Here is a 24,247-nt window from a genome sequence, read left to right as displayed (position 1 = left end):
TTATAGGCGCGGGCCCTTCGCTGTGTCGTCGGGGAGCGTGCGGGGCTCGTGGGGAGGGCGCAGTGCGTGGGGAGGGCGCGGTGCGTGCGGCGCACTGGCGCGCGCCTCTGCCGCATCGTCGTTCTCGAAGATCGCCACGGCCGCAAGCTCGGCCTTCTGCTCTGCATCCACTACGGCGTGACCGCGGTGGTGGCCGAAGACCCAGTAGCGGTAGAGCGCGAAGCGAAAGAGGGTTGCGAAGCCCGTTCCGATGAACTGGCCCGAAATATTGTCGGCCAGCAGCGAGGTGAAACCGAGAACATAGTGCGAGAACCACAGGCAGAGCAGGTTGATCAGCAGGCCGGAGACGGCCACGACAGAGAACTCGAGCAGCTCTTTGATGTAGTTCGTGCGGCGGTGCTCCCTGAAGGTCCAGTACCGATTTCCGAACCACGTGACTATGGTGGCGGCTGCCACGGCGGCCACTTTGGCTCCGAGGGGGCCAGAGAGCAGATGCTGGTCACCGAGGCCGCCGACGAGCAGCCAGTTGAACACGGCGAAATCGACGACGAAGCCGATGCCTCCCACGATTCCGAACTTCAACAGGTAGCGAATCAGTGTGCCGTAGAAGCTGCGGCCTGCCGCCGCCAGTCGGTTGAACACCCTACTTGCACCCCGCCGCGGTTAGAGCCGTCGTCGTCGTATTCATCATGGGCGTGGTCTGGATGACCGGGGGCCCGTACACACCGCCGACGCCGCTGAACGACGCCGTCACCGTGTTGGTCTCGCCCGGCTTCAGGTTCACCAGAAAACGTGCGACCGGTCGACCGAGATCGCTCGCCGACGATCGTACCGCAGCGCTCACGCTCGTGGTGCCCGCGACTTGCTCACCGGTCGAGGCGCCGACCGGCCCGTAGATGTACACCTCGGTGCTCACCTGCGTTCCGCCGAAGTTGCCACCGACCACGAAGCGCGGAAGAGTCTCCGATTCGGCCACCGTCATCGTGGAGTGCAGGGTGACGGTCTCGGTGAACGTGGGGTTGGTGGGGTTCGTGCATACATCGGTACTCAGGTCGACGTGCGACTGGATCCAGTAGTCGGCCTTAGAGGTCGTGACGTCACGAAAGTAGGTACCGACCAGAGTCGACTTCGCGTTGTCGGTGGGCAACACACCCTGCAGCGGTGAACTGGCGATGAGCTTCTGTTCGGCCGGAATCGGGCTCCACGCCAAGATGTTGCCCGAGTCGATGCCTTTGTTCACCGCATCGATGAGGGTCTGCGGGTCGGCGCTCGTGCTGGTGATCCCCGAGAACACTGTCGCCGCGGCATCTTTGAAGAACGCGTCTGACCCGGTCTCGATGTCGAGCGGAGGAAAGCGCAGGTAGATATCGTGCAGCAGCAGCGGCACAGCGTTGTCGGCGGTGATCTGCTCGCCAGAGGTGAGGGTCATCGGACCGGTTGCCTTCAGAAGGTACGACAGCGCGATCGGGTCGATCGAGATGACGCCATCGACCGTTCCGCCCTTGTACTTCTGCCAGAAGGCCTGGATGGTGAGCGCTGCGGTGGGAAAGTCGGGCCGTGCGGTCGACCAGTTCAGGGTCGACACCACGCCGGTGCCGAAGATGTTCTTCACGTTCTGGTCGATGTCTCGCACAGGGCCGTCGGTGAGGGGAAAATCCTGGCTCGACGCGTGGTCTGTGAGCGCGAAGGCCCCATTGTCGACCGTGAGCATCGAGAGCGACGCGGGGCCGCCGCCAAGGCCGGTCGTCTCGGCGTTGTTGAGAAAGGCGAGAACGTAGTGCCTCGGCCCGTTCATGCCCAGCATGCTCTGCACGGTGGCGACGGTGCTGCGTACGGTACCGATCTCGGTGTGCGCCTTGCCGAGCGCGGTGACGAGCTGTGTCTTCGCCGACGAGATCTGGCTGACCGTGCCATCGGTGGGGATGGCCGAGATGGTGGCCACATTCGCCACGATGGCCGCGTCGGCCGACGCGAGCGTCGCATCACCACTCGTCAACAGGGCGACGTTGAGCTTGCCGTCGACCGGCTTCAGCGACGCGGGCGTGAGCGTCTTCGAGAAATCGACGACGGGCAGCAGCACTTGGCTGCCGATGCTGTCGAGCGAGCCCGAGAGCTCGCGTACGGCGGTGAGGTTCGGGCCGACCACCGGCACGATCTCGGCCAGCTTGTAGAGCGGGTCGTTCGTGTAGGTCGCGGCGTCGTGTGCGTGGCCTGCGAAATCGGTCGCCGATGCCGAGAGAGCGCTGACATCGAGACTCGACAGTTGCGACTGGATCTGGGTCACCGAGGCCTGTGCGGCCTCGAGCGATGACTTGGCCTGCAGCACCTGGTTCGCCACGTAGCCCACCACGCACGCGAGAGCGATGACCAGCACGGCAACAGAGCCGCCGACAATGAGCCGGCGACGCCGCTTGGGTGACGTTCTCCGTCTGTCACGCCGGCGGGTGGGCTCGACCGTCTCGCCGCTCAGAGCGGCAGGCTGGCCAGCGGGGCCGGGGTCGGCAGACCTCGTCGCATCGGGCCCTTCGGGCTCAGTGGGTGGGGTCGCGATGGCTCAGCACTCCTGGGGTCGGCGGCAGGTTGCCCCACTGTAGCAAGGGCTGCCTTCGAATCAGCCTCGAACGAGACGGCGTCGCACAACCCGCCAGGCGGCTTTCGAGGCGGCAGGAACACCCATCTCCCGAGACCGAGCAACGAAGAACCGTGCCAGTGGCACCACCTTTCGGGCCTTGAACACGAGAGAGTTCTCACGAGCGCGGGTTGCGGCAGCACGGGCGCTGACGGCCTGCCACCATTCGGCGAGCAACCGGTCGGCGTCGGCCGCGGGGCGGGCCGTGGCCTCGGGGTGGGCCGTGGCGGCTCCGGATGCCCGGGCCGCGATCGACGCGGCGAGCGGCTCCACGAGGGCGGCCCAGAGGTCGGCGGCGTAGTCGTTCCAGGTGCGGAAAGTGCGGGCCAGGGCCTCGGCCCGCAGCGTTTCGTAGAACTCGTCGTCGCTCAGCAGGCGGCCCATGGCGAGTTCGAGCGCATGGTCGTCGCGAGCATCGATGGTGAGGCATCCGCCCCCCTCGGCGATCTCAGCCAGGCTGCCGTGGTTCGACGTGATGACGGGGGTGCCGAGGGCCAGCGACTCGGCGACCGGCAGCCCGAAGCCCTCGTGCAGCGACGGAAAGGCCGTGAACCGGGCCTGCCGGTACGAGTCGAGCAGAACGGTGTCGTTCGCCCCGCGCAGCACCTCGACGTCGAGGCCGGCCGCCCGGGCGAGCCGAACATCGTCGTCGAATCGCTTGATGGCGGCCGCACCGCCGCCGCCGATGAAGCGCAGGCGGAATCGAGCGCCCGAGGAGGCCAGTCGACGAGCGGCGAACAGAATGGCGTCGTGGTTCTTGCGCGGCTCGAGGCTGCCGACCACGAGCACGAGGGGCAGCTGATCGGCGGCCGCCCGTTCGCTGGGCTCCCCCAACGCTGACCGGGCCGAAGCCGACGGCGCGTTCATGGCCAACGGCACCGCCACGACGTCGGGACCCGGCAGCCCCTGGGCGCGAACGGCGTGCACGAAGCCCTCGAACTCGGCCGCGGCCGACGCGCTCACGCCCGAGACCCGGTGCGCGTACTTCACCACCGTGAGAAAACGCGCGAACCGCTCGATCTCCTCACTCGCCTGGCCCTGAGCGCTGACGAAGGGAATCATGTCGTGACCGACGAGACCCATGCGATTACCGCTGACCGCGGCGAGAGCCGCGAGCGCCGCGGCCGTCTCGGGCTGCGCCACCTCGATCTCGACGATGACCGAGCGAACCGGCACCACGATCGTGTCGCGGGCCGGGTCGTGCGGCTCGCGCTCCTGGCGCTCGGCGAGGCTCAGCGAATGATGCGCGGCCCAGTCGGTGACCCGGGTGACCTCGCGGCCGGTGAGGCGCCGAAGCGCCGTGCCGCTGTCATTCCAGCAGACCAGGGCGAGAGGATGAACGGGGTTCCAGCGCGAGACCGTTTCGCGGAGCACGCGCTGCACGCCGGTGTTGTGGTCGAAGCGCCCGCTGAAGTTGGCGTCGACGACGGTGGCTCCTGTGAGCAGCTCGAGCGGGGCATCCGGTGTCGCCGCGCGTTCGACGACGGGCTCGAGCGCGTCGAACAGGGCCGCGAGCTCGACACCCTCAGCGGCCAGCGCGAGGGCCCGGCGAACCGCCCGCACCTCGTCGATGGTGGGGAAGACGGTACTGAAACCCACGATGGCGAGCCAGATGTCGGCTTCGTCGAGCGACGAGCGGAGCTGCCGGGCCAGCGCGGCGGCAAGCTCACCCGCGTCAGAGTGGGAGTGCACGGTTGCCGGCAGGATGACGGTCGCGATCTGGCGCAGCCGCCCGGCCAGGGCAGCGACCGAAGCGGCACCCGCCGACCCCTTCACGACAGTGCCCCTCAGCGGAAGTAGACGGTCGCCTTCAGGCACGTCAGACTCGGTCGGGGCATCCACCATGGAATACTAGTTGATCGGGCCCAGTAGCATGGGCTATCGCAGAAGCCCCTGACACAGACAACGAGGAATCATGCCCCGCGCTCTCATCACCGGAATCACCGGCCAAGACGGCCTCTATCTCGGAGAACTTCTCCTGTCGAAGGGCTATGAGGTCTACGGCCTCATTCGCGGCCAGAACAACCCCAAGCGGGCACTGGTCGAGAAGACCCTGCCCGGCGTGCACATTCTCACCGGCGACCTCACCGACCTGTCGAGCCTCATTCGCGCGCTCGAAGCCGCGAAGCCCGACGAGTTCTACAACCTCGGCGCCATCTCGTTCGTCGCGTACTCGTGGGAGAACGCCAGCCTGACCACCGAGGTCACCGCCAAGGGTGTTCTGAACGCCCTCGAAGCCGTGCGCCTCTACTCGGGCGACGAGCCCGCGAAGGTTCGCTTCTACCAGGCCTCCTCGAGCGAGATGTACGGCAAGGTGCAGACCGTTCCGCAAGACGAAGACACACTTCTCTGGCCGCGTTCGCCTTACGGCGTCGCCAAGGTCTTCGGCCACTATATGACCATCAACTACCGCGAGTCGTACGGCATGCATGCCTCGAGTGGCGTGCTCTTCAACCACGAGTCGCCCCGCCGCGGCCCCGAGTTCGTCACCCGCAAGGTGTCGCAGGCCGTCGCCCGCATCTCGCTCGGGCTGCAGAAGAGCATCGTGCTCGGCAACCTCGACGCCCGCCGCGACTGGGGCTTCGCCGGCGACTACGTCGAGGCGATGTGGCTCATGCTGCAGCAAGACGTGGCCGACGACTACGTCATCTCCACGGGTGAGACGCACTCCATCAAAGAGCTGCTCGAGAAGGCGTTCGCCGTCGTCGGAATCACCGACTGGGAGCAGTACGTCGAGCAGAACCCCGAGTTCATGCGCCCCGCCGAGGTCGACCTGCTCATCGGTTCGAGCGCGAAGGCCACCAAGGCCCTCGGCTGGAGCCCCAAGGTCGGTTTCGAAGAACTCGTGAAGATGATGGTCGAGAACGACGTCGTCGAGCAAAAAGCTCTGGCCGGTCTCTAGACCCGTGCCCGTTGCACTGATCACCGGCATCTCAGGCCAAGACGGGTCGTACCTCGCTGAGGCCCTGCTCGCCGACGGCTACGAGGTGCACGGGGTCGTGCGAAACAGTACCGAAGAGAACCTGCGGGCTCTCGGCGAGCGCCCGGGCCTCACGCTTCACGAGGTCGATCTGCAGGCACCGGATGCCCTCGAGAGCCTTGTGGCGGCCGTTCGCCCCGACGAGCTGTACAGCCTGGCGGCCGTCAGCAGTGTTTTCGCGTCGTGGCAGAATCCCGTGCTCACAGGGGCTGTGAACGGCCAGGTGGTGGTGCGGCTGCTCGGCAGTGCGTACGCGCTGCAGGAGGCCGGGCATCCCGTGCGCCTCGTGCACGCGTCGAGCGCCGAGATCTTCGGCCAGGCCGAGGTCACCCCGCAGACCGAGACCACCGCCATCAGGCCGTCGTCGCCCTACGGCGCGTCGAAGGCGTACGCGCACCTGTCGGTGGGCGTGTTCCGTGGCCGGGGGCTGCACGCGTCGAACTGTATTCTGTACAACCACGAGTCACCGCGCCGCCCCGAGGCCTTCGTGACACGCAAGATCACGGCCGGGGTGGCCCGCATCAGCCGCGGGCTGCAAGACCGGCTCGAACTCGGCAACCTCGACGCCCGCCGCGACTGGGGCTGGGCACCCGACTACGTCGACGCGATGCGCCGGGCTGCCGGCGCCGAGACAGCCGGCGACTTCATCGTGGCCACCGGCGTCTCGCACACCATCGGCGATTTTCTCGACGCCGCGTTCACCCGGGCCGGTATCGACTCCTGGGCCGACCTCGTCGTGGTGAACCCCGAATTCGTTCGCCCGGTCGACCCGGCGGAACAGTTGGGCGATGCCTCGAAGGCGCGCACCGAACTCGGCTGGCAGCCGACGGTGAGCTTCGACGAACTCGTCGCGCGCATGGTCGACAACGATCTCGCGCTGCTCGACGAGTGAGCGGCAGAGAGCCCGCGCCCGCTCTGCGTGTGCTGGTCGATGCGACCGCGATTCCCGCCAACCGCGGCGGGGTGGGCCGGTACGTCGACAGCGTCATTCCACTGCTCGCCCGCGACGGCATCGACGTTGTGGTGGTGTGCCAGCAGCGCGACCGGACGTACTTCGAGGCCTCGGGCGTCGGAAGCGTCGTGACGGCGCCCGCGTGGGCGGAGCGCACCGCGCTGCGGTTCGTGTGGGAACAGACCGGGCTGGTTCGGCTGGCCAGAGCAGCGGGGGCAGCGGTCATCCACTCGCCCCACTACACGTTTCCCGTTTTCACGAGGGCCGCACGCGTGGTCACCGTGCACGACCTCACCTTCTTCACCGACCCCGCGGTGCACGGCAGGGTCAAGCGGCTGTTCTTTCGCGGCTGGATCCGCGCTGCAGCGCTCGCGCACGTCACCGTTGTGACACCGAGCGTCGCCACCGCGAACGAGTTCACCCGCATCACCCGGGCGAGATCAGCACGCGTGTTCGCCGCGCCGCTCGGGTACGACCAGAACGTGTTTCACTTGCCCACCGCCGACGACATCGCGGCGTTCCAGAAGACACTCGACCCTCAGCCGGTCTCGTGGATCGCATTTCTCGGCACTCTCGAACCGCGCAAGAATGTGTCTGCCCTCGTGCGCGGCTACGTCGAGGCCGTCTCGGCACACGCCCCCGCAGACCGCCCGGCGCTGCTGCTCGCCGGCGGCCCCGGCTGGGATTCGTCTGTCGCCGACACCGTGGCCGCAGCCGTGGCGAGCGGCTTCGACGTGCGCACCCTCGGCTACCTGCCGCTCGATGACCTGCGCTCGCTGCTCGGCGGGTCGCTGCTCACGGCCTACCCGAGCCTCGGCGAGGGCTTCGGCCTTCCCGTGCTCGAGGCCATGGCGAGCGGCTCGTGCGTTCTCACCACCCGGCGGCTCTCGCTGCCTGAGGTGGGCGGCGACGCGGTCAGCTACTGCGATGTCGACCCGGGTAGCATCGGGCGTGCGCTGGCGGCGCTTCTGGATGATCCTGCCGAGAGGCGCCGGCTGGCCCGTGCTGGCGCGGCGCGTGCCGAGGGCTTCACATGGCAGGCCTGCGCTGACCGGCATGCAGTGGCGTATCGCGCCGCCGGGCATCCATCGACACAGCTGACGACCGAGAAGAAAGGCCCCCGATGACCGGCACCGTGGCCCTCGTGACCGTGAGCTATTTCTCTGAAGACGACGTTCTCAGCTGCCTGGCCTCGGTGCCGGCAGCGGCAGCGTCGACCGCCCGGTCGGGCCTCGAGCTCTGCGTCGTGAACAACGCCGCGTCAGACCCACTCAGCGCACTCGAGGGCACCGGCGCCACCGTGCTGACGCCCGGCGCGAACCTCGGCTACGGCGGCGCCGTGAACTTCGCGGCAGCCACCCTCGGCCCGGAGGTCGAGTGGATTCTGGTCACCAACCCCGACGTGCAGTTCGAGCCCGGCAGCATCGACGAACTGATGCGGGTCGCCACGGGTGACGAACGCATCGGGGTGGTCGGCCCCCGCGTGACGAACGACGACGGCACCATCTACCCGTCTGCCCGTGACCTGCCCTCTCTCACCTCGGGGGCTGGTCACGCTGTGTTGCACCGCGTCTGGCCGGCGAACCCGTGGTCGAAACGGTACCTGCGTGCCGACAAGTCGGCCACGACCGGCACCGACCCCGTCGCCGCGGGCTGGCTCTCCGGCTCGTGCATGCTCGTGCGTCGTGCTGCCTTCGACGCCGTCGACGGCTTCGACCACCGCTTCTTCATGTACTTCGAAGACGTCGACCTCGCCGAGCGCCTCGGGTTGGCCGGCTACTCGGTGCTCTACGTACCCACCGCCACCGTGATGCATGCCGGGGGCACCAGCACACGCAGCCACTCGGCAGCCATGCTGAAGGCGCACCACCACAGCGCGTACCTGTACCTCGCGAAGCGGTACCACGAGTGGTACTACCTGCCCGTTCGGGTGGCGCTTCGGGTGGGGCTGGGGCTCCGATCGATCGTGGGAGCCCGCCGAGCATGACGACGGCCCAGCGGGTACCCACAAAACGAAGCCACACCGACGGGCGCGCGTGGGCTGTCGCATTCTGGGTACTGTTGTCCGCGGGAGTGGCACTGCGCATCGCGCTGCTCTTCACCCCCGCGTTCACCGTCGATTCCGACAACGCCATCGTCTACCTCGTGGCGAAGCACATCAGCGAAGGCGACATTGCCTGGTTCTTCTGGGGCCAGACCTACGGCGGTACCCTGCTCGAGTTCGTCGCCGGCGCCGCCATGCTGGTGTTCGGCGCACACATCGAGGTGCTCTCGGTGGTGGCGACGCTGATCTTCGCCGGGGTGGCCGTGCTCGTGCGGCAGCTCGGTACCCTGCTCTTCGACACGCGCGTCGGTACCGTCGCCGGTATCGTCTTCTGGTTCTCGGGGTACTACACGCTGAAGGTCTCTATCAGTGAGCCGGGCTTCTACGGCCCCAGCCTCCTGCTGGGGCTCGGCGTCATCATCGTCTCGTTGCGAACGGATGCGCGTCACCCCGTTCTGCAGTGGGCAACCGTCGGCCTGCTGGCCGGCCTTGCCTTCTGGCAGTCCCCCATGGCAGCAGCACTCGCACTTCCCGCCATCGTCATTCTCGTGCTGCGCCAGCGGCGCGCCCCGGGGCTCTGGAAGCGGATCGTCGCCGCTGCCCTCGCCGCCACGGTGGGGGCCCTCCCCTGGCTCATCGCCTTCAGCGTCAGTCTCGGGGCGCTCAGCCCGAAGGGTGCCTCACACTTCAGCCCGCGCGGCTTCGTCACGCTGTTCACGAGCACGTTGGCAAGCACGTTCGGCGCGGCCGGGGGCATCCCGAGCATTCTGATCGCTCTGGCGTGTGCGGCGCTTCTGGTACTGCTCGGTGTTCTCGCCGTGCGCCACAGAAACCCCGGGGCGGCGGCGCTGTTCCTGGGAACCGCTCTGGCCTCCCTCGTCATCGTGGTGGGTTCGGGAGTCGTTCTCTCGGCGAACGACACCCGTTACAGCGTCTATCTGCTGCCGGCCCTCACCCTCTCGCTCGCCTACGCTGCCGTCAGAGTGCGATGGGTTCCGGTCGTTGTTGTTGCACTCGCCGTGGGGTTGACGCTGACGCACATCGCTGTCGTCAAACCGACCCTCTCGTGGACGACAGCCGGTCGCTACGGGGTGGGTGACATCACGGGCCTCGGCAACTACCTCACCTCCCGCGGAGTCACCGCGGTGTACGGCGATTACTGGATTGCCTATTCCCTCGCGGCCGAAACCCACGAGCACGTCACCGCTGCGTCGCTCTCCGAACCTCGTCGCTATGCGCCCTATGAAACTGCGGCGGCAGCCCTCGACCCCCGGGTCGTCGTCGTGCAGGCGGGAAACGAGAACGACGCCGCGCTGAAGTCGGGTACCAAAGCGGTAGGAGCTTTCGAACGTACAGAAGTTGACGGGTTCGCCATTTATTCGTTCGCAGCTCCGTTCGACCCGTACGCCTCTCTGTGGGCGCTGTATTGAAATCGTCCGCGCTAGCATGGATCCCGTGCCAGAAGCCTTGAACTCGTTCGCCGTCGCTCATCCGTCTCGAATCGAAATCGATGGCTGGCTCTCCCATGTAATGGGCGACGTGGCGAGCGGGGGTCCGACCGCAGAAGAAATGCGCAGCAGCCTCAGTTGGCGCGTGACGGCGCCGCTTCGACGCCTTCGAGCTCGCGAGCGCCTGAACGCGCTCCGCGCCGGCAGAATGCGGCTGAGCAATCCGTTGACCCACGGCGAGGCGCGGCTGCATGACGCTCGGCACCGGCTGCGGGAACGCCTCGCGCAGATCGTGCCCCTGCTCGTTGCCGATCACAGTTTTGATCTCTCGACTCTGTCGCTGGAGCAGTTGCTGGGGCTCGTCACCCACCAAGTGCGCTCAACACGCTCGAACGCTGAGCTCTGGTTGATTGTCGTCGCCGTGAGCGGCTGTTTTCCCGACCAGGCTCAATTGTTGGGGCTGGCCCGCGACCTGCGGGGCACCGACGATCGAGACGCCGCAATGCGTATCCTTGCACATTCAGGTGTCTGGACCGCGAGGCACCATTCGCAGCATAGGCAAATCGAGGTCGTCACCGACGTCGCCGTAGCATACGTCGATTTCTCGGCCCGTTCGGGTTTCAATTCAGGCGTACAGCGCGTGACGAGGGAGACTCTGAAGCGTTGGCCGCTCGACAGCGTGCGGCTCGTTGCGCTCACCGATGACGGAGTCGCGCTGCGCGGGCTTGAACCCGAAGAACACACTCGAGTCATTGACTGGAACGAAGAAAAGCGTCTCGAAAAGAGCGACTTCGACGATGCTGATCTTGCACTGGTTGTTCCATGGAAGACCACCGTCTTTCTACCCGAGATACCGAACGGTAGCGGGGCCGAGATGCTGGCCACGCTCGCGCGGTTCTCCTCCAACACCACGACCGCCATCGTCTATGACATGATTCCGTCGACCAGCGGCAGCCTCGTACACCGCCTCGAGAGCCTGCGATTCGTCAACTACCTCTCGATGCTGAAACACTTTGACACGGCTGTGGCGATCTCACATTCTGCTGCTGCAGAGTTCGGCTCGTTCAGCGCCTCGCTGCTGCCGCAAGGGCTGCCGGGGCCCCGCATCGAGGCAGTTCCGCTGCCCATTGAGCACATTCCCGGGTTGGAGGGCGTCGCCGAGACGAGCCACGCTCTTCCCCTCGTGCTCACCGTCGGCAGCAACGAAGAACGAAAGAACCAGCTCGCCGTCGTGTACGCGGCAGAGATTCTCTGGCGCGAAGGCGCCCAATTTCGGTTGATGGTCGTCGGGGGCCACGGCGATCTGCATTACACCGCGGTCGCGGATGCAGTCTCATCGCTCAGCTCACAGGGCCGCCCCATCCAGCTCCGACGCGATATCGACGAGGCAGGGCTCGCGTCGGCCTATCGTTCGGCGCGGTTCAGTGTGCTGGCGTCGTTCCACGAGGGCTACGGCCTTCCGGTGGCTGAGTCGCTGGCCGTTGGCACCCCCGTCGCCGCTACGGGCTACGGCAGCGTTCTCGAGATCATTGAGGGCGGTGGATGCCTCGCCATCGACCCTCGCGACGACGACTCGATCGTCGATGCCATGCGCCAGCTGCTCGACGACGAAGTGCTGACGCGGCTTGAGCGCGAGATCGATGCCCGACACGACACGACCTGGAACGACTACGCCCAGCACATTCTGGCCGCTGTGCGCCAGAGCACGAAAGGTTCGCGATGAGTCTCGACGACGACTGGAAGAAGAACCTCGCCACACTGATCACCCAGTTCGGCGGGGTGCCTCACGGCAGCACTCACGCCGAACTCACGGCCGAACTGGCATCGGCGCTCGACACGAATCCCACCTGGTCGAACATCTGGCTGACCTGGGCGACACTGCGAGCAGAACTGCCATTCGAGAACGACGTTGTCACATTCCGGAGGCATGTGAAGCTGAGCGGTGCCGCCGCGGCCCTGCGCGACCTTCGGCCCCGCGCTGACTCCACCATCTTCGGCTACAGCGCGACGGTCGAGATCGTGACTGATGCGATTCTCGTCGACGTGCACGACACCAGTGGAACCGACAAGATCTCGGGCATTCAGCGTGTGGTGCGAGAAACGGTGGGTCGCTGGGTCGGCCACCATGAGATCACGCTGCTGGCCTGGACAGAGAACCGCAGTTCACTGCGGCGGCTGACTCCCGAAGAGACAGCACGCATTCACCCGGCCGTTCGCGAAGACGGTGACGACAGCGAATCTGCGAAGCTGGTGCCCGTACACAACGACCGGCAACCAGCACCCATCGTCATTCCGAACGGCGGGCTGCTCATCGTGCCCGAGCTCTCGGCCGAAGGTGGGCGGGCGTTACGGTTGTTGGCCCTGGCGCGATTCTCCGGTACTCGAACGGCCTACATCGGCTACGACCAAGTACCCGTGACCAGCGGGGAGACAGCATCTGAGGGAATCGCTAGCCATTTTCCGCTCTACCTCGATGCCGTGGCATACTCCGAGCGCGTGCTGACGATCTCCGAATCGACAGCCGTTGAGTTCCGCGCCTGGAAGAACGCCCTCGCGGCATCTGGCAGAACGGGCCCCGAAGTGCAGGCCGTGTTCCTGAGCGGAGATTCGTTGCTTCCAACCGACGATGACATCACACAGACCCGGGCGCTTCTGAAGATCGACGCGACGCCGATGGTTCTGGTCGTGGGCTCGCACGAGCCCCGAAAGAATCACCTGTCGGTTCTGCAAGCCGCTCGCTCGCTCTGGCGACGCGGCCTGAAGTTTCAGCTCGTCTTCATCGGTGGCGCCGGTTGGAACAGCGCGGCATTTGAGAACCTTACCCGCAGCATGCGTGACGACGGGTACCCGCTGACGGTGGTCAAAGCCGCAACCGACGCTCTGCTCTCGTCGAGCTACCGCCTCGCAGACGTCTCTGTCTTCACATCGTTTCACGAAGGATTCGGTCTGCCGATCGTCGAGTCTCTGAGAGCCGGCACGCCCGTGATCGCGTCGAATGTGGGCAGCATGCAAGAGATCGCCGACCGGTACGCGGGTGTAACCACAATCGATCCGCATTCCGATGACGCACTCGAATCCGCCCTGGAACGATTTCTCACCGACCACGCTTTCGCCGACGCCGAACGCGCCGCGATCGCCGCGAACAGCTTCGTGACGTGGGACGACTATGCGGCCGTCCTGTGGAATCTGTTCACGGGGTGACAGCGTCAGCGGGCCAGTTCTGACAACGGTCCGACCTGGCCCTCGGCCTGTTTGAGCGGTGCCGATGCGCTTGTTGACGCCGGGTACGTGGTCTGAGCTCGGTTGAAGTACTCGTCGCTACCCGTGATCTGCGCGCGGGTGGCCGAATCACCGTAACGGAGAGCATAGGTTGTCCAGCCATCAAGCCCGGCAGGGTCGGGCTGGCGGCCCAGGTAGTAGGTATACATCGCCGCTACACGGTCTTTTGCCGTTTCATGAGCTCGCCAGAACTCATGAACCACCCAGTCCCGGCCGTACATCCGCGTCAGGTTGGCCCAGCCCGCCGCTTCGGAATACGCCGGCTGGCGACCAAGCAGAACTTGGTAGAGCGCCGCAGACCACGACAGATCGCTGCTACCCGCACGAGCATAGAATTCCTGCGATGCGTAGAAGCTCTGCTCGACGTCGTCAGTCTGAATGTCACCTCGCTTCATCGCAGCGAGCCAGTTCTGCGGGCCCGCGGGGTCGGGGCCGCGATTCAACACCGTGTGGTACGCCTCGGTGATTCGTATGAGACGGTATTCGTCGCTGTTCACAAACCCGGCGGCAACGGAGCTTCGGGGAGAACCTGACGCGAGATACTTTCCCCAGAAATTCACATCGCTGCCGGCCGGGCGACGGTTGAGGTAGTCGAAGTAAAGTGCGGTCAGAAACGAGCTGGTGCGGGCGTCCACGCCCGTCGCGCCCGTCGCTGGGCGAGCCAATATGAACGAGGTGACAACTGCCGCGCCATCGCCGACAATGATCGCAGCTGACGTCTGGTTGCGAAAGTCGTTGGGCCCGGTGTAGACGAGTTCGATTCGGTAGGTACCGGGAAAGAGCCCGTCATAGGTGAAACTGCCAGGAGTGCTGTTCGAGAAATTCGCGTCAATCGGCACCCACTGGGAGTTCTGCTGGTCGAATACATCGATTCCGATCGAGAGCGTGTCGACCGAAGAGCACGTGTCGCAGACGATGCTCCCGGTGACCGACCCGAGCTGTGCAAAATGCGCAACGAAACCGGTGATGTGCTGGCTGAGCGCCACAGAAATGGGCATTGCCGTTGCCGCGGTGGGCCTCGCGGCCGACCCGCCATAATACTGACCCGGACCCATGACCCCACCGCTTGCATCCTGCATCACCAGCACGTAGCTCCCGGGAGCCAGGTGGGCCATGTGAATGACACCGTCGGGCCCCGTGCGATTGGAGTCTCCCGAGTACGTGTTTCCGGCGCTCGGCATGTAGAGGGTGACCAGCACAGACGCAGCCGGTGCGCCCGAGGCATCGAGCACGACTCCATCGAGTGTGCCCGCGGTTGGCATTGTCAGGTCGATGCCCGACAGATCAGTCGTCACCTTGAGAATGCCGGGTGCGTTCTGATCTCCGTTCTCGTCTGCCGTCTGCGCGTTGAGGTAGAGTCCGTCACCGGAGCGGTTCTGGGCGAGTACGATCACCGTGTCTGCGGTACCGACGTCAAGAGCGTAAGCACCTGTGTCCGAGGTGTAGGCACCGCCGTCACCGGCCTGCCATACCCCGTTCACCTTCTCGAGATAGCTCACGCTCACATACCCGAATGTCGCCGGATGGCTCTTGTCACCCACGCTCACGTGCCCGCTGATGGTGTGCGCTGCTGCGGGCGACGCCGTCTCGGCAAGGGCTGGCGAGGCAAACGCGAGTGAAACGACGACGACAGCGATTGCGATCATGGCGCGCATCTGCTTCACCTGTGAACCCCCTATGGACTATTGGAAGTGTAGCGGAGCCCTGGCTCACCGCGCGGTGAGACTTTCGAGTGTGAAGCCGCCGGGCTCCACACTGGGAGCCACGCTCACTTCGGCCAGTGATTGGCTGAGAGCCACAGCGTCGAGTCGCAAGCTGGCTCTACCATTCACAGCGTTCTGCGCCTCGAGCGAAGTGCCACCTTGACTCAAGGTCACCGCATCTCCGGCGCTCAGCCCTCTGATGTTCAGCGAAATCCCGCTGAGGTCGTGGCGTTCGCTCAGAATCTGGATACTTCCGGCCGACACACTCGTAATGGCGCCCGTCTCGTCTGTGAGGTACAACCAACTCGGCGAGCTCGCCGCCGTCACCACGGGTACTGCAACGGTGGCATTCTTGGTCATGTCGAGCAGAGTGAACTGCCGATTCTGGTCGACAACGGCATCGGCGTCGTACGCGGCGAATGCGCCCCTTCCCACCAAGACATAGCGTGTTGCCGCAGTGTTCCAATAGCTCAGCAAAGACAGATTCGCCCGATACCCGAGATCTCCTCGCAGGTTCACGTAACCGACGCGCGAATGATCCGACAGCGCTTCGCTCAACCACAGCTGCTGAAAGAGATCTCCGGTCGCGACTGTCACCCCTGCGTCATTGCTGAGCTTCTGAACCCAGCTGGCGGCCTGAAGGTAATCGGCGGTGACGACCCTGTCGTCACCGGACTCATTGACGGTGTTCAGCAGCGAGACACGAACTCCGAGGCCCGTCGTCGCGATGACCATCACGGCGACGGCGACTATCGTCAGCCCGCGCAATGTCGACCTTCCCGGCACGTGCGCCCAGCGAGCAAGGGCGAACCAGCCCAATACGGCAGCCGTCAGGATCAGCGGCATGACGATATCTGATGCACGACCTGTGACGTAGTCGGCTCCGCGGGTGGCGATATAGACGACCACTGCCGCAGAGAACATCGCCCCGAGTGCGTAGGCGCGACTCACCCGCGAGATGAGGGCGGCCACAACCCCGACTCCGACACAGATGATGGTGAACATCAGAATGAGTCGAGAGGGCAGCCCCACGACCACCGAGCCGGCCGCGGGAAACAACAGCCCTTGCAGCGGGCCCAGTAGATGACCGACTGAATCGAAAAACGAGGAAGGAGAGCCTGCGCCCCCGGCTGCAATCGAGCCGACAAGCAGAGTGTTCTGAACGGCTCGAAACCAGATGAAGGGGCCGAGTACGAGAGACAGACCCACAATCTGCACTCCTTTTACGAGAGCAGACTTCAGCTCGCCGAGTGGCCCGACAAGCACCACAAACGCCAGCGTCGCGCCGGCAAACGGAATGTACTCCGTGTATGTTCCGACGAGCGACGCCAGAAGCAGCGCCGCGAGCCAGACCGGCGCTCGGAAGACCGTCTGAGAACGGGAGCGCACCGAGCTCGCCACCAGTGCGACGACCAGCCCGACAAGAGCAATTCCGAGCAGCGAGTCGGCATTCTGGTTGAGTACCTGATTGATGAGAGAGAACGAGGTGACGAGCACCGCGCCCAACACGAGTCGGCCCCAGACTCTGAGACCGAAAGCGGTGCCCAACACCCAAGCTCCGCCTGGAATGAGAAGCACCCACAGACCGAGCCAGGGAGAGAAGGCCGCGATCGGGTCGAGGCCCGTGAGCGCACTGAGCGCAGCCTGAGTCAGCTCTTGGCCGACCCTCAACCCGAGCCGCAGACTTTCGAGTGCAGGCCCGAAGGCGGGTGAGACGGTGTCAGGGCCGGGAGCGGTACCAATATTCGGAAGGTGAGTGATCGGGTTCGAGAGCAGCCATTTCGAAACACCCACATAGTAGGCAGCGTCATTCTTCACTGTCGGTTCGATGGCGAGGGGTGAACGGGCAATGAGCGAAGGCACGACCGCCAGCATTGCTCCGACACTGCCGACTGCCACAGTGACAAGCCAAGCCAGCGCGGATGCCCGAGGCACTAAGCGCACGCTCCGCTTTCGCCAGATGAAGACGGCAAGCAAGACGAGCGCGCCTGCCGCCGCTATGAAGGCACCGAGCCGCACCGGCAGAAAGAGACCCGTTAGATGCAGCACGACGACGAGATATGCAACACCGAACAACGGCAGAGCGGGAAAGAGCGCGGCGCGCACCTCGGCAGCCACCATCGTGAGAACGGCCAAGCCGAAGAGCGACAACACTGCGAGCCCAAGTGCCACGGTGACTATTACGGCAACCATTGTTTCTCCCTCAGGGTTGTCTTCTGTTGATGCAGAGCTTTCATCGCATCACCACACCGACATCCGAGGTTATTACAAGCGTCTTGATAGAATCGGGGCTGATTTACCGGATGTCCCGCTCTGGCGCGTTCGAAACCGCAGAGGAGAGCCGAGCTTGGCCAAGAAGTATGACGTAGTGATGGCCGTGAACTACTACGCACCCTACATCAGCGGGCTCACTGAGGCTGCGAGGATCGTGGCCGAGGGGCTCGTCGCTCGCGGCCAGACGGTGCTGGTCGTCGCTGGAGCGCACGATCCGACGTTGCCCCGGCTCGAGAGCATCAACGGCGTGCAGGTAGTTCGTACTCCCGTGGTGGCTCGCATCGGCAAGGGGCTCATCAGCCCGTCATTCGTCAGCACGGCCATCCGGTACGGCCGTCAGGCCACGGTGGTCAACCTGCACATGCCGATGATCGAGAGCGGCGTGATAGCGCTGGCGCTCAGAGGAACACCGATCGTCGCCACCTACCAATGCGATATATCGCTTCCGAGCGGGCTGTTCAACCGCCTGCAGACGGCCGTGATGGATCGATCGAATTCAGTGGCGCTCAACCGCAGCGTGGCGGTCGTGCCTTCGAGTGACGACTACGCCGAATACTCCCGTCTCGCCGCACGCATGCCAGCCGCGAAGCGAACAGCGATCTCGCCGCCCACTCGGCTGCACGAGGGCGGTTTGCCAAGCTTTCGCTCTGGCACCGGTCTGCATGTGGGGTTCCTGGGCCGCCTGGTCGAAGAGAAGGGCCTGGAATACCTTGTCGAAGGGTTCAAGAAGGTGAGCGACCCTGATGCACGTCTTCTCATCGCGGGCGACTACACGAAGGTTGCCGGGGGCAGCATCGTTGAGCGAGTGAGGGCAGAGATCGGTGACGACACCCGCGTTCGCCTGCTCGGTTTTCTGAGCGACGACGAGCTCGCCGACTTCTACGCCTCGATAGACGTCTTCGCGCTGCCCTCCGTGAACTCGTTCGAAGCATTCGGTATCGTGCAGGTCGAGGCAATGAAACTGGGTGTGGCCGCCATTGCATCAGATCTACCCGGCGTGAAGACGCCCGTCGAGAAGACCGGTTTCGGCCTGATCGTGAAGCGCGCCGATGCGAGCGCCATCACTCGCGCGCTCGATTCCCTGAACTCCGCCCCGCTCGACAACGCCGCTGGATCCGAGCGGGCGAACCACGAGTATTCGGCCGAGAAGACAATCACACAGTACGCCCTGCTTTTCGCCTCGGTCGGCACCCCCACAGAGAGAAATCGGCCATGACCGACACCATCGCGCCCATACAGGAACTGCCAACGATCGACCGTCGGTCGCATCGCACCCGCCGTTTCAGTCGAACCAGTCACCTGTGGCCACTTGCGTTTCTAGTGCTCTCGACTCTGCTTCTCTGGGGCAGACCTGTTCTGCTCGACTTCGCCGACAAGCGCCTGTCGAATCCGGGAGACTCAGAGTCGTTTGCCTTCTACCTGTCGTGGAATGTGCATGCCTTCACGAACTTCATCAATCCCTTTTTCACCCCGAACCTCTATGCACCGACTGGTCTCGACCTCGGAAACGCCATCTCCCTGCCGAGTGTCTCAATACTGGTCGCCCCGGTGTCGTATTTTTTCGGCGGCACGGCGGGCTTCAACGCCGCGTTCCTGCTTTCGATCTTCTTCTGCGGTGCGGCCGTCTACCTTCTCACCCGCGAACTGTTCGGCTCGATCATCGGCGCAACGGGCGCGGGCCTCCTGGCCACGCTCAGCCCATACTTCCTCGCTCATTCACTGAGCCATCTCAACCTGATGTGGGTATTCGGGCTGCCTCTCATCGCGTATCTGGTCGTACGCTGCGTGAAAGGGCGGCTCCGCCCCGTCTGGGTCGGAGTCATTACCGCGGTCGTTCTCGCATTCACGGCGGGCGCATCGACCGAGCTCTTCATGACCGAGTCGCTGTTCGCCGTCTTCGCCTTCGGTATTGCGGTCATCTTCGCCGATCGTGAGCTCCGTGTGAAGCTCTGGAGGGTGTTGCCTTGGCTCGCCGGTGGTGTCGTTCTGGGCGTCATTCTGTCGATCCCGGTCATCGTCGCCGCCGTGACGGCAGGCATTCCCGAAGCTGCGGTCAACCCACCGCAGTGGTACAGCACCGAGCTCACCAATATCTTCGTGCCGACGTATCTGAACCGATTCGCGCCGGCGAGCCTGCAAGCCGTCACGGCAACATGGCTCGGCAACGCGGCCGAGAACAGCGCCTTCATTCCCATCACCCTCTTGGTGCTGCTCGCCATCTACTCTCGCTTCGCCAGGGGCAGGCTCATTGCAGGAGTCGCCGTGTTCGGTGCCTTGTGCCTCATCATGAGTTTCGGCCCCCTGCTCACCATCAATGGCCAGAACACCATCTGGATGCCTTGGAACATCTTTCTGCATGTACCGGGCCTGAACCACGTTCTACCGGCACGTTTCACCGCCTTCAGCTTCATGGCCATCACCGTGCTCCTGGCGCATGCCTGGGCCAACAAAGTGGTGCCTCGGGTCATGACGGCCGTCGCCGTCGCTATCTCCGGCGTACTGCTTCTACCCGGTTTCGCAGTGATGAGCTTTCCCACGCTGGCCAGCGACCCGCCCTACGTGACGACAGGTGATTTCAAGCGCGACATCACACCCGGTGAAAACGTTCTGGTTCTCCCTCCGGGTCAGTGGGGCCCCGGTATGCGGTGGCTCGATGACCTCGACTTCGAATTCGACATGCCCACAGGAAACGGAGGCGGCGCGAACCGTCCGGCCGCCCTCGACAATCCGGTCGGAGCGGCGATGTTCGCACAAGACCAGACGTACGATTTCGCCTCAGCGCTTCCTGGGTATGCCAAGCAGTACAACGTGGGTCTCGTATTGGTTCCGGCCGACCAGACTGCGGTCGATGTCAAATGGAAAGACATCGCCGACAAAGCATTCGGGCCGGGCGTGCTCGACGGCGGCGTGTGGGTCTACAAGCTTCAGTAGACCTGAGCGCCATCCACGAACAGCGTGTTGCCCGTGGTCTTCTGATAGATCTCAAAACGAAGTTCGGTGTGGTCTTCATTGGCGATCGGCAGGTCTACTGTCACCTGCGTCCACCCTCCGCCGACGGTGAAGTCTTTCGCTCCGACCTCAACCGAGCCTCCCAGCGCCCAGAGGGCGAGCGTACCGCTGAAGGTACCGGCCAGATCGGAGGATCGCAGCCACACGTCGGCGGTATACGTGTCGCCGGTCATCGTGACCCTCGGTAGTGTCTGTGCGAGAGAGTTGCCAGCCACCGTCGTGTTGGTCGCAGCAAAGTACTCCCCGTCCTGCGCGGGAAGACCTGTTGCCGTCGAACTGTAGACAGCCTGGTTGATTGTGCCCTTTCCCGAGTTCCAATTGGCGAATGAGCCGTTCTCGAACGAGCCGGCCGTCAGAAGGTTCTTCGACAGCAGCCCATCGTCGAGATAGATCGTGTTGCCGGTGGACTGCATGTAGACCTCAGGCTTGAGAGCGCTCATACCGCCGACCGTGATGTCGAGGGTCGCCGTGACCCTCGTCCAAACGGCGGTAGTTGTGAAATCGAGACCGCTGTTTATCGATTGGGCACCACCGAGCCCCCACAGAGCAAGGTGACCGCTGAAGGGCTTGGCAGGGTTTGACGACTTCACCCAGATCGAGAATGTATAGCGATCACCCACGTTCGGCGATGCTGACAGCAATTGGGCTATCGATCGGCCGGCCACATCGGTGTTCGCTGCACCGAACCAGTTGCCCGAGTGCGCGATCGAGGCGTCTTGATACGCCGTCCGGTTCACAAAACCGTTGCCGGGCCCCCAGTCTCCCAGGGCACCTTCAAAACCCGGGGCGGAGATCAGGTTCTTGACCGGCGGGGCCTGACCGAACGACATCGCCGCGTTGTCGAGGTACAGCGTTCCGGCCGTCTGATCCATATAGACCTCCAACCGAACGCTCGAGTGTGCCGAAGCCCGAGCCGGCAGTCGCAGAGTGAACTGCTGCCACGAACCGGTCACCGCAAACGATTGGCTGGTGACTTCGGTAGACCCACCGATGCCCCAGAGGGCCACCCGACCGCTGAACGACTGCGACGTAGATGATCTCAACCAGATACTCGCTGTGACCTGGTTACCAACGGTCAGGGGGTATTGCACATCTTGCGCTATCGAGCGGCCGGCTACCGGGGTGTTCGATGCGTAGAACCACGACCCATCTTCAGCAATCGAGGCGTCGTTGTACGTCACCCGATTGACGAACCCGTTGCCCGGCGCCCACCCCACGGCTCCGCCTTCGAACGATGGCGAGAGAAGGCCCCCTCCCGTCGGGCTGCCGAACCAGTTGTTGAAATAGACCCAGAAATTGCGGTTGCCGTATGCCGAGCATCCGTCACCCGAACCGGAAAGGTTCGCAAGCGCCGCCGCATTGGGCTGGTATGGCGTGTAGATGTACAGGTTGGCTGTGGCCTGGTTCTGAATGTAGACAGGAGCCGAACCGCACGACGTGTTCGGGTTGTACAAGATGTTGTTGACTCTGCCGGGCTGGTAACTCCACGACGAGCTGTTCTTCGTGTAGCTCTGAAATTGGCTCGCGGCCGAGTAGACCTGATTGAAGAAGCCGTAGTAGGTCGAATCGCAGGCGGCCGTGTCTGGGCAACCGTAGCCGAGCGCCGATCGATACATGTACGACGACGTTGACGACGCATCGATGAGACCCTGCTCCTTCTGGAGCATCACGAGAAGTACCTGAGGGTTGATGCTGCAGGCCTGTGCCACCTTGACGATGATCTGGGCGGCCGACTCAGAAGCCAAACCGTTGTAGGTTAGGCAATAAGAGGTAGCTGCCCGGGTGGCGGTTGCCTGCGAGAAGTCTTTCAGGCACGGCGACCCGCCTGACGTAGAACAGTTCGACCCGTGTGAGGCGAGAAAGGCCTGCACCGAGTCGACGCCCATGGTTGTTCCGTTGAAGAAGACTGCGTCGCTGACGATGTTGCCCGCGTCGAACGACGACCCGCTGAGTGCCTGAGCCGCAGGCGCAGACACCGCTTCGACAGCCGAGAGACCAACAACCGCCAGAAGGGCGACCGTCACTCCGGCCAGAAGCCGGAACGGTCGACGTGCAGACAGCCTCACGGGATGGTCACCGTCGTTGCGCTGGAGCTGCCCCGAGACTCGCTCGACGAATACGAGACCACCACGCTCCAGTCTCCACTGGCGAATTGCGAGGACTGTAGAGAGTTCGACCCACAATCGGTCGTCGTCGCCGACGGCTTTGCCTCGACCGACACAGAGGCCGAGGCCGCACCCCGAGTGGCCGTGATCGTGCACGTGCCGTCGGACTCGATGATCTGGGGCACAAACGCACTGACAGAGATCGAACGATCAGCTGCCGAGTACGCGGCTGACGAGACAAAGGGGGTGACCGCACCGGTTGCAGGGGTCGAGGGGGTTGGAGTCGGGGTGGGCGTGGGCGTGGCCGAGGGAGTCGGAACTGCTCCAGTGGAGGTGCCACTGGGTGTCGGCGTCACCGCGGTTCGAGTCGGCGTCGGTGTCGGTGTCACCGTGTTTGTGTTCGTTGCGGTGGGCCCTGCCACCCCGTCACGGGGCGCCGTCGTGACGAAGAAAATCACTGCACCCGCCACAACCGCAGCCAAAACGAGGGCGACAAGCACCCGGATTCCCCATTTGCCGCGCCGCTCAGTACTCATTGCTAGCGATGTTAGCGGCAGGCGAAGCCGTGTGCGAGGTACGACTCACCCGCAGGCCGAGGCCGACTGCCAGCTGCACCAAGGCAACGGAGGCTCCGACGATCAGAGGGGCGGTTACCCGTGCCACGTCGTCATGCAACAGCAACACAGGCACGGCAGCAGCCACCACGCCGAGCGCCCACGACCGGATCACGAGGGAATGAAGGCCGAGGGCGAGCGAGCCATCTGACGTCACGAGGGCGATCAGGAATACCGCCACACCGAGGCTGACCAGCAGAATCCCCTGGCCTGATAGCACAAGGGCCGAACCGAAAAGCAGGCTCAGAACCCACGGTCCCAGCCACACCATGCCCACCGTGAGCACCACACCGATTGCGAGTGCTGCACCGATCGCGACCATCAGGGTCTGCTTCACCCCGCGCACGTCATTGCTCTTCCATTGCGCGGCCAAACGGGGCAGATAGAGAATCTGTACCACTTGGTAAGCAAAGACCGGCACCCGGGCGATCGACAGACAGTTCAGTATCTGGCCAGTGAGGCTGTCAGTCGCGGGGTCGCCCAAGGCCTTCGCCAGCAGCGTGCCGCTGTTCAATATCAGCTGGATCGAGAGAGCCGCGATGACGAGCCGCGCGAGCCGGCTGTTGAACAGCGCCGGCCGTACTCGGTCGTAACGCAGCCAGCTCCGGTCGCGTTGGATGAACACCGGAAGTACTGATGCTGCGGCTGCCAGCGGAACGACGAAAGCGAATGGCAGAGCCGAGTGAATACCCACGATCAGAACACCGAGCGGAAGCCCAATGCGAAGCGCGCCTTCGACAGCGAGGATTGCCGAATAGTGGGTCGTGCGGTGACTTCCCGACATGAGCCCCCGAATCGGGTACTGAACCGCGTAGCCGACGAACGACAGCACCAGCGCGACGACAAGCCCGGGCTCGCCGATGTACGACACCCCCCAGGGTGTGAGCAGCACGAGGGCGAGAATCGATGTCACGACGGCCAAGGCACCCCCGCAGGTCACCACGTACCGCGCCATCCTGCCGCCCTCGACCGGCTTGGTGCCTGCAATCGAGCGGGCCGTCTCCTGCTCAAGGGGATAGAAGAACCCCAGCCCTATCGTGACCGTGAGCGACCAGAAGACAGCGAAGTTGGAGTATTCCGCAGGTGTCGATGCCGTGCCGCGGGCGACCACAACGAGAAGCACATAGCTGCCGAATCCCGCCACAATGGCCGCGACGCCGACTATGGCTGTTCGTGCGATCGCTTTACGGGAGAGTTGGGGTGGCACTGT

At 64.3% G+C, this 24,247-nt stretch carries 17 protein-coding genes; 9 read left to right on the top strand and 8 right to left on the bottom strand.

Going from position 1 to position 24,247, the window contains the following annotated elements; all coding sequences use genetic code 11:
* The 3 genes from D4765_RS07300 to D4765_RS07290 all read right to left on the bottom strand — a co-directional run bounded on the left by D4765_RS07300 (position 1) and on the right by D4765_RS07290 (position 4,471).
* Complete coding sequence (locus D4765_RS07300; RefSeq protein ID WP_136641633.1) at positions 1–642, bottom strand: GtrA family protein; 642 nt, start codon at positions 640–642, stop codon at positions 1–3.
* Position 643: 1 nt separating this feature from the next.
* Positions 644–2,374 (bottom strand): DUF4012 domain-containing protein, encoded by a 1,731-nt coding sequence (locus D4765_RS07295; RefSeq protein ID WP_136641632.1) that lies wholly within the window; start codon positions 2,372–2,374, stop codon positions 644–646.
* A gap of 237 nt (positions 2,375–2,611) precedes the next feature.
* Positions 2,612–4,471, bottom strand: a complete 1,860-nt coding sequence (locus D4765_RS07290) for a glycosyltransferase (protein WP_136641631.1) — start codon at positions 4,469–4,471, stop codon at positions 2,612–2,614.
* 73 nt (positions 4,472–4,544) lie between these two features.
* Between D4765_RS07290 and D4765_RS07285 the strand changes: the two genes are divergently transcribed.
* The 7 genes from D4765_RS07285 to D4765_RS07255 are packed head-to-tail and all read left to right on the top strand — an operon-like array spanning position 4,545 to position 13,254.
* On the top strand, positions 4,545–5,531 hold the full coding sequence (locus D4765_RS07285; protein WP_201799253.1) for a GDP-mannose 4,6-dehydratase: 987 nt from the start codon (positions 4,545–4,547) through the stop codon (positions 5,529–5,531).
* A gap of 4 nt (positions 5,532–5,535) precedes the next feature.
* A complete protein-coding gene (locus tag D4765_RS07280) occupies positions 5,536–6,501 on the top strand; it encodes a GDP-mannose 4,6-dehydratase (protein WP_136641629.1) in 966 nt (321 codons plus the stop codon).
* Positions 6,498–7,688 (top strand): glycosyltransferase family 4 protein, encoded by a 1,191-nt coding sequence (locus D4765_RS07275; protein ID WP_237280307.1) that lies wholly within the window; start codon positions 6,498–6,500, stop codon positions 7,686–7,688. The genes D4765_RS07280 and D4765_RS07275 overlap by 4 nt, the downstream gene beginning before the upstream one ends.
* On the top strand, positions 7,685–8,548 hold the full coding sequence (locus D4765_RS07270) for a glycosyltransferase family 2 protein (RefSeq protein ID WP_136641628.1): 864 nt from the start codon (positions 7,685–7,687) through the stop codon (positions 8,546–8,548). Before D4765_RS07275 ends, D4765_RS07270 begins: the two co-directional genes overlap by 4 nt.
* Complete coding sequence (locus D4765_RS07265) at positions 8,545–10,035, top strand: hypothetical protein (RefSeq protein ID WP_136641627.1); 1,491 nt, start codon at positions 8,545–8,547, stop codon at positions 10,033–10,035. Before D4765_RS07270 ends, D4765_RS07265 begins: the two co-directional genes overlap by 4 nt.
* Before the next feature lie 25 nt (positions 10,036–10,060).
* Positions 10,061–11,776, top strand: coding sequence for a glycosyltransferase (locus tag D4765_RS07260; RefSeq protein WP_161580378.1), 1,716 nt, complete (start codon positions 10,061–10,063; stop codon positions 11,774–11,776).
* On the top strand, positions 11,773–13,254 hold the full coding sequence (locus D4765_RS07255) for a glycosyltransferase (protein ID WP_136641625.1): 1,482 nt from the start codon (positions 11,773–11,775) through the stop codon (positions 13,252–13,254). Before D4765_RS07260 ends, D4765_RS07255 begins: the two co-directional genes overlap by 4 nt.
* 5 nt (positions 13,255–13,259) lie before the next feature.
* Here D4765_RS07255 and D4765_RS07250 read toward each other — a convergent pair whose 3' ends face one another.
* Positions 13,260–14,978, bottom strand: a complete 1,719-nt coding sequence (locus D4765_RS07250; protein ID WP_161580377.1) for a DUF4214 domain-containing protein — start codon at positions 14,976–14,978, stop codon at positions 13,260–13,262.
* A gap of 63 nt (positions 14,979–15,041) precedes the next feature.
* Positions 15,042–17,228 carry a hypothetical protein gene (locus D4765_RS07245; RefSeq protein ID WP_136641623.1) on the bottom strand — a complete coding sequence of 729 codons (2,187 nt, stop codon included), beginning with the start codon at positions 17,226–17,228 and terminating at the stop codon, positions 15,042–15,044.
* A gap of 154 nt (positions 17,229–17,382) precedes the next feature.
* Between D4765_RS07245 and D4765_RS07240 the strand changes: the two genes are divergently transcribed.
* Both D4765_RS07240 and D4765_RS07235 read left to right on the top strand, forming a co-directional pair.
* Positions 17,383–18,525 carry a glycosyltransferase family 4 protein gene (locus D4765_RS07240; protein ID WP_237280306.1) on the top strand — a complete coding sequence of 381 codons (1,143 nt, stop codon included), beginning with the start codon at positions 17,383–17,385 and terminating at the stop codon, positions 18,523–18,525.
* Positions 18,522–20,240, top strand: a complete 1,719-nt coding sequence (locus D4765_RS07235; protein WP_136641622.1) for a hypothetical protein — start codon at positions 18,522–18,524, stop codon at positions 20,238–20,240. The genes D4765_RS07240 and D4765_RS07235 overlap by 4 nt, the downstream gene beginning before the upstream one ends.
* Here the strand turns inward: D4765_RS07235 and D4765_RS07230 are convergent.
* The 3 genes from D4765_RS07230 to D4765_RS07220 are packed head-to-tail and all read right to left on the bottom strand — an operon-like array spanning position 20,234 to position 24,244.
* Positions 20,234–22,384: a carbohydrate binding domain-containing protein gene (locus tag D4765_RS07230; protein ID WP_136641621.1), complete on the bottom strand. Its 2,151-nt coding sequence runs from the start codon at positions 22,382–22,384 to the stop codon at positions 20,234–20,236. The genes D4765_RS07235 and D4765_RS07230 overlap by 7 nt on opposite strands.
* Entirely contained in the window at positions 22,381–22,959 is a 579-nt protein-coding gene (locus D4765_RS19440; RefSeq protein ID WP_201799252.1) for a hypothetical protein, read from the bottom strand. Before D4765_RS19440 ends, D4765_RS07230 begins: the two co-directional genes overlap by 4 nt.
* Positions 22,949–24,244 carry a lipopolysaccharide biosynthesis protein gene (locus D4765_RS07220; protein WP_136641620.1) on the bottom strand — a complete coding sequence of 432 codons (1,296 nt, stop codon included), beginning with the start codon at positions 24,242–24,244 and terminating at the stop codon, positions 22,949–22,951. Before D4765_RS07220 ends, D4765_RS19440 begins: the two co-directional genes overlap by 11 nt.
* Positions 24,245–24,247: the final 3 nt, after the last annotated feature.

Source organism: Subtercola vilae (genome assembly GCF_004923255.1).
Taxonomy (GTDB): domain Bacteria; phylum Actinomycetota; class Actinomycetes; order Actinomycetales; family Microbacteriaceae; genus Subtercola; species Subtercola vilae.
Note: the sequence above shows the minus strand (reverse complement) of the source record. Positions and strands in the feature narration are given on the sequence as shown.

Bases quoted from the DNA above. Each gene is read 5' to 3' on its own strand.
- D4765_RS07285 (WP_201799253.1), top strand. From the start codon at position 4,545: ATGCCCCGCGCTCTCATCACCGGAATCACCGGCCAAGACGGCCTCTAT.
- D4765_RS07270 (WP_136641628.1), top strand. From the start codon at position 7,685: ATGACCGGCACCGTGGCCCTCGTGACCGTGAGCTATTTCTCTGAAGAC.
- D4765_RS07265 (WP_136641627.1), top strand. From the start codon at position 8,545: ATGACGACGGCCCAGCGGGTACCCACAAAACGAAGCCACACCGACGGG.
- D4765_RS07255 (WP_136641625.1), top strand. From the start codon at position 11,773: ATGAGTCTCGACGACGACTGGAAGAAGAACCTCGCCACACTGATCACC.
- D4765_RS07250 (WP_161580377.1), bottom strand. From the start codon at position 14,978: ATGATCGCAATCGCTGTCGTCGTCGTTTCACTCGCGTTTGCCTCGCCA.
- D4765_RS07245 (WP_136641623.1), bottom strand. From the start codon at position 17,228: ATGGTTGCCGTAATAGTCACCGTGGCACTTGGGCTCGCAGTGTTGTCG.
- D4765_RS07235 (WP_136641622.1), top strand. From the start codon at position 18,522: ATGACCGACACCATCGCGCCCATACAGGAACTGCCAACGATCGACCGT.
- D4765_RS19440 (WP_201799252.1), bottom strand. From the start codon at position 22,959: ATGAGTACTGAGCGGCGCGGCAAATGGGGAATCCGGGTGCTTGTCGCC.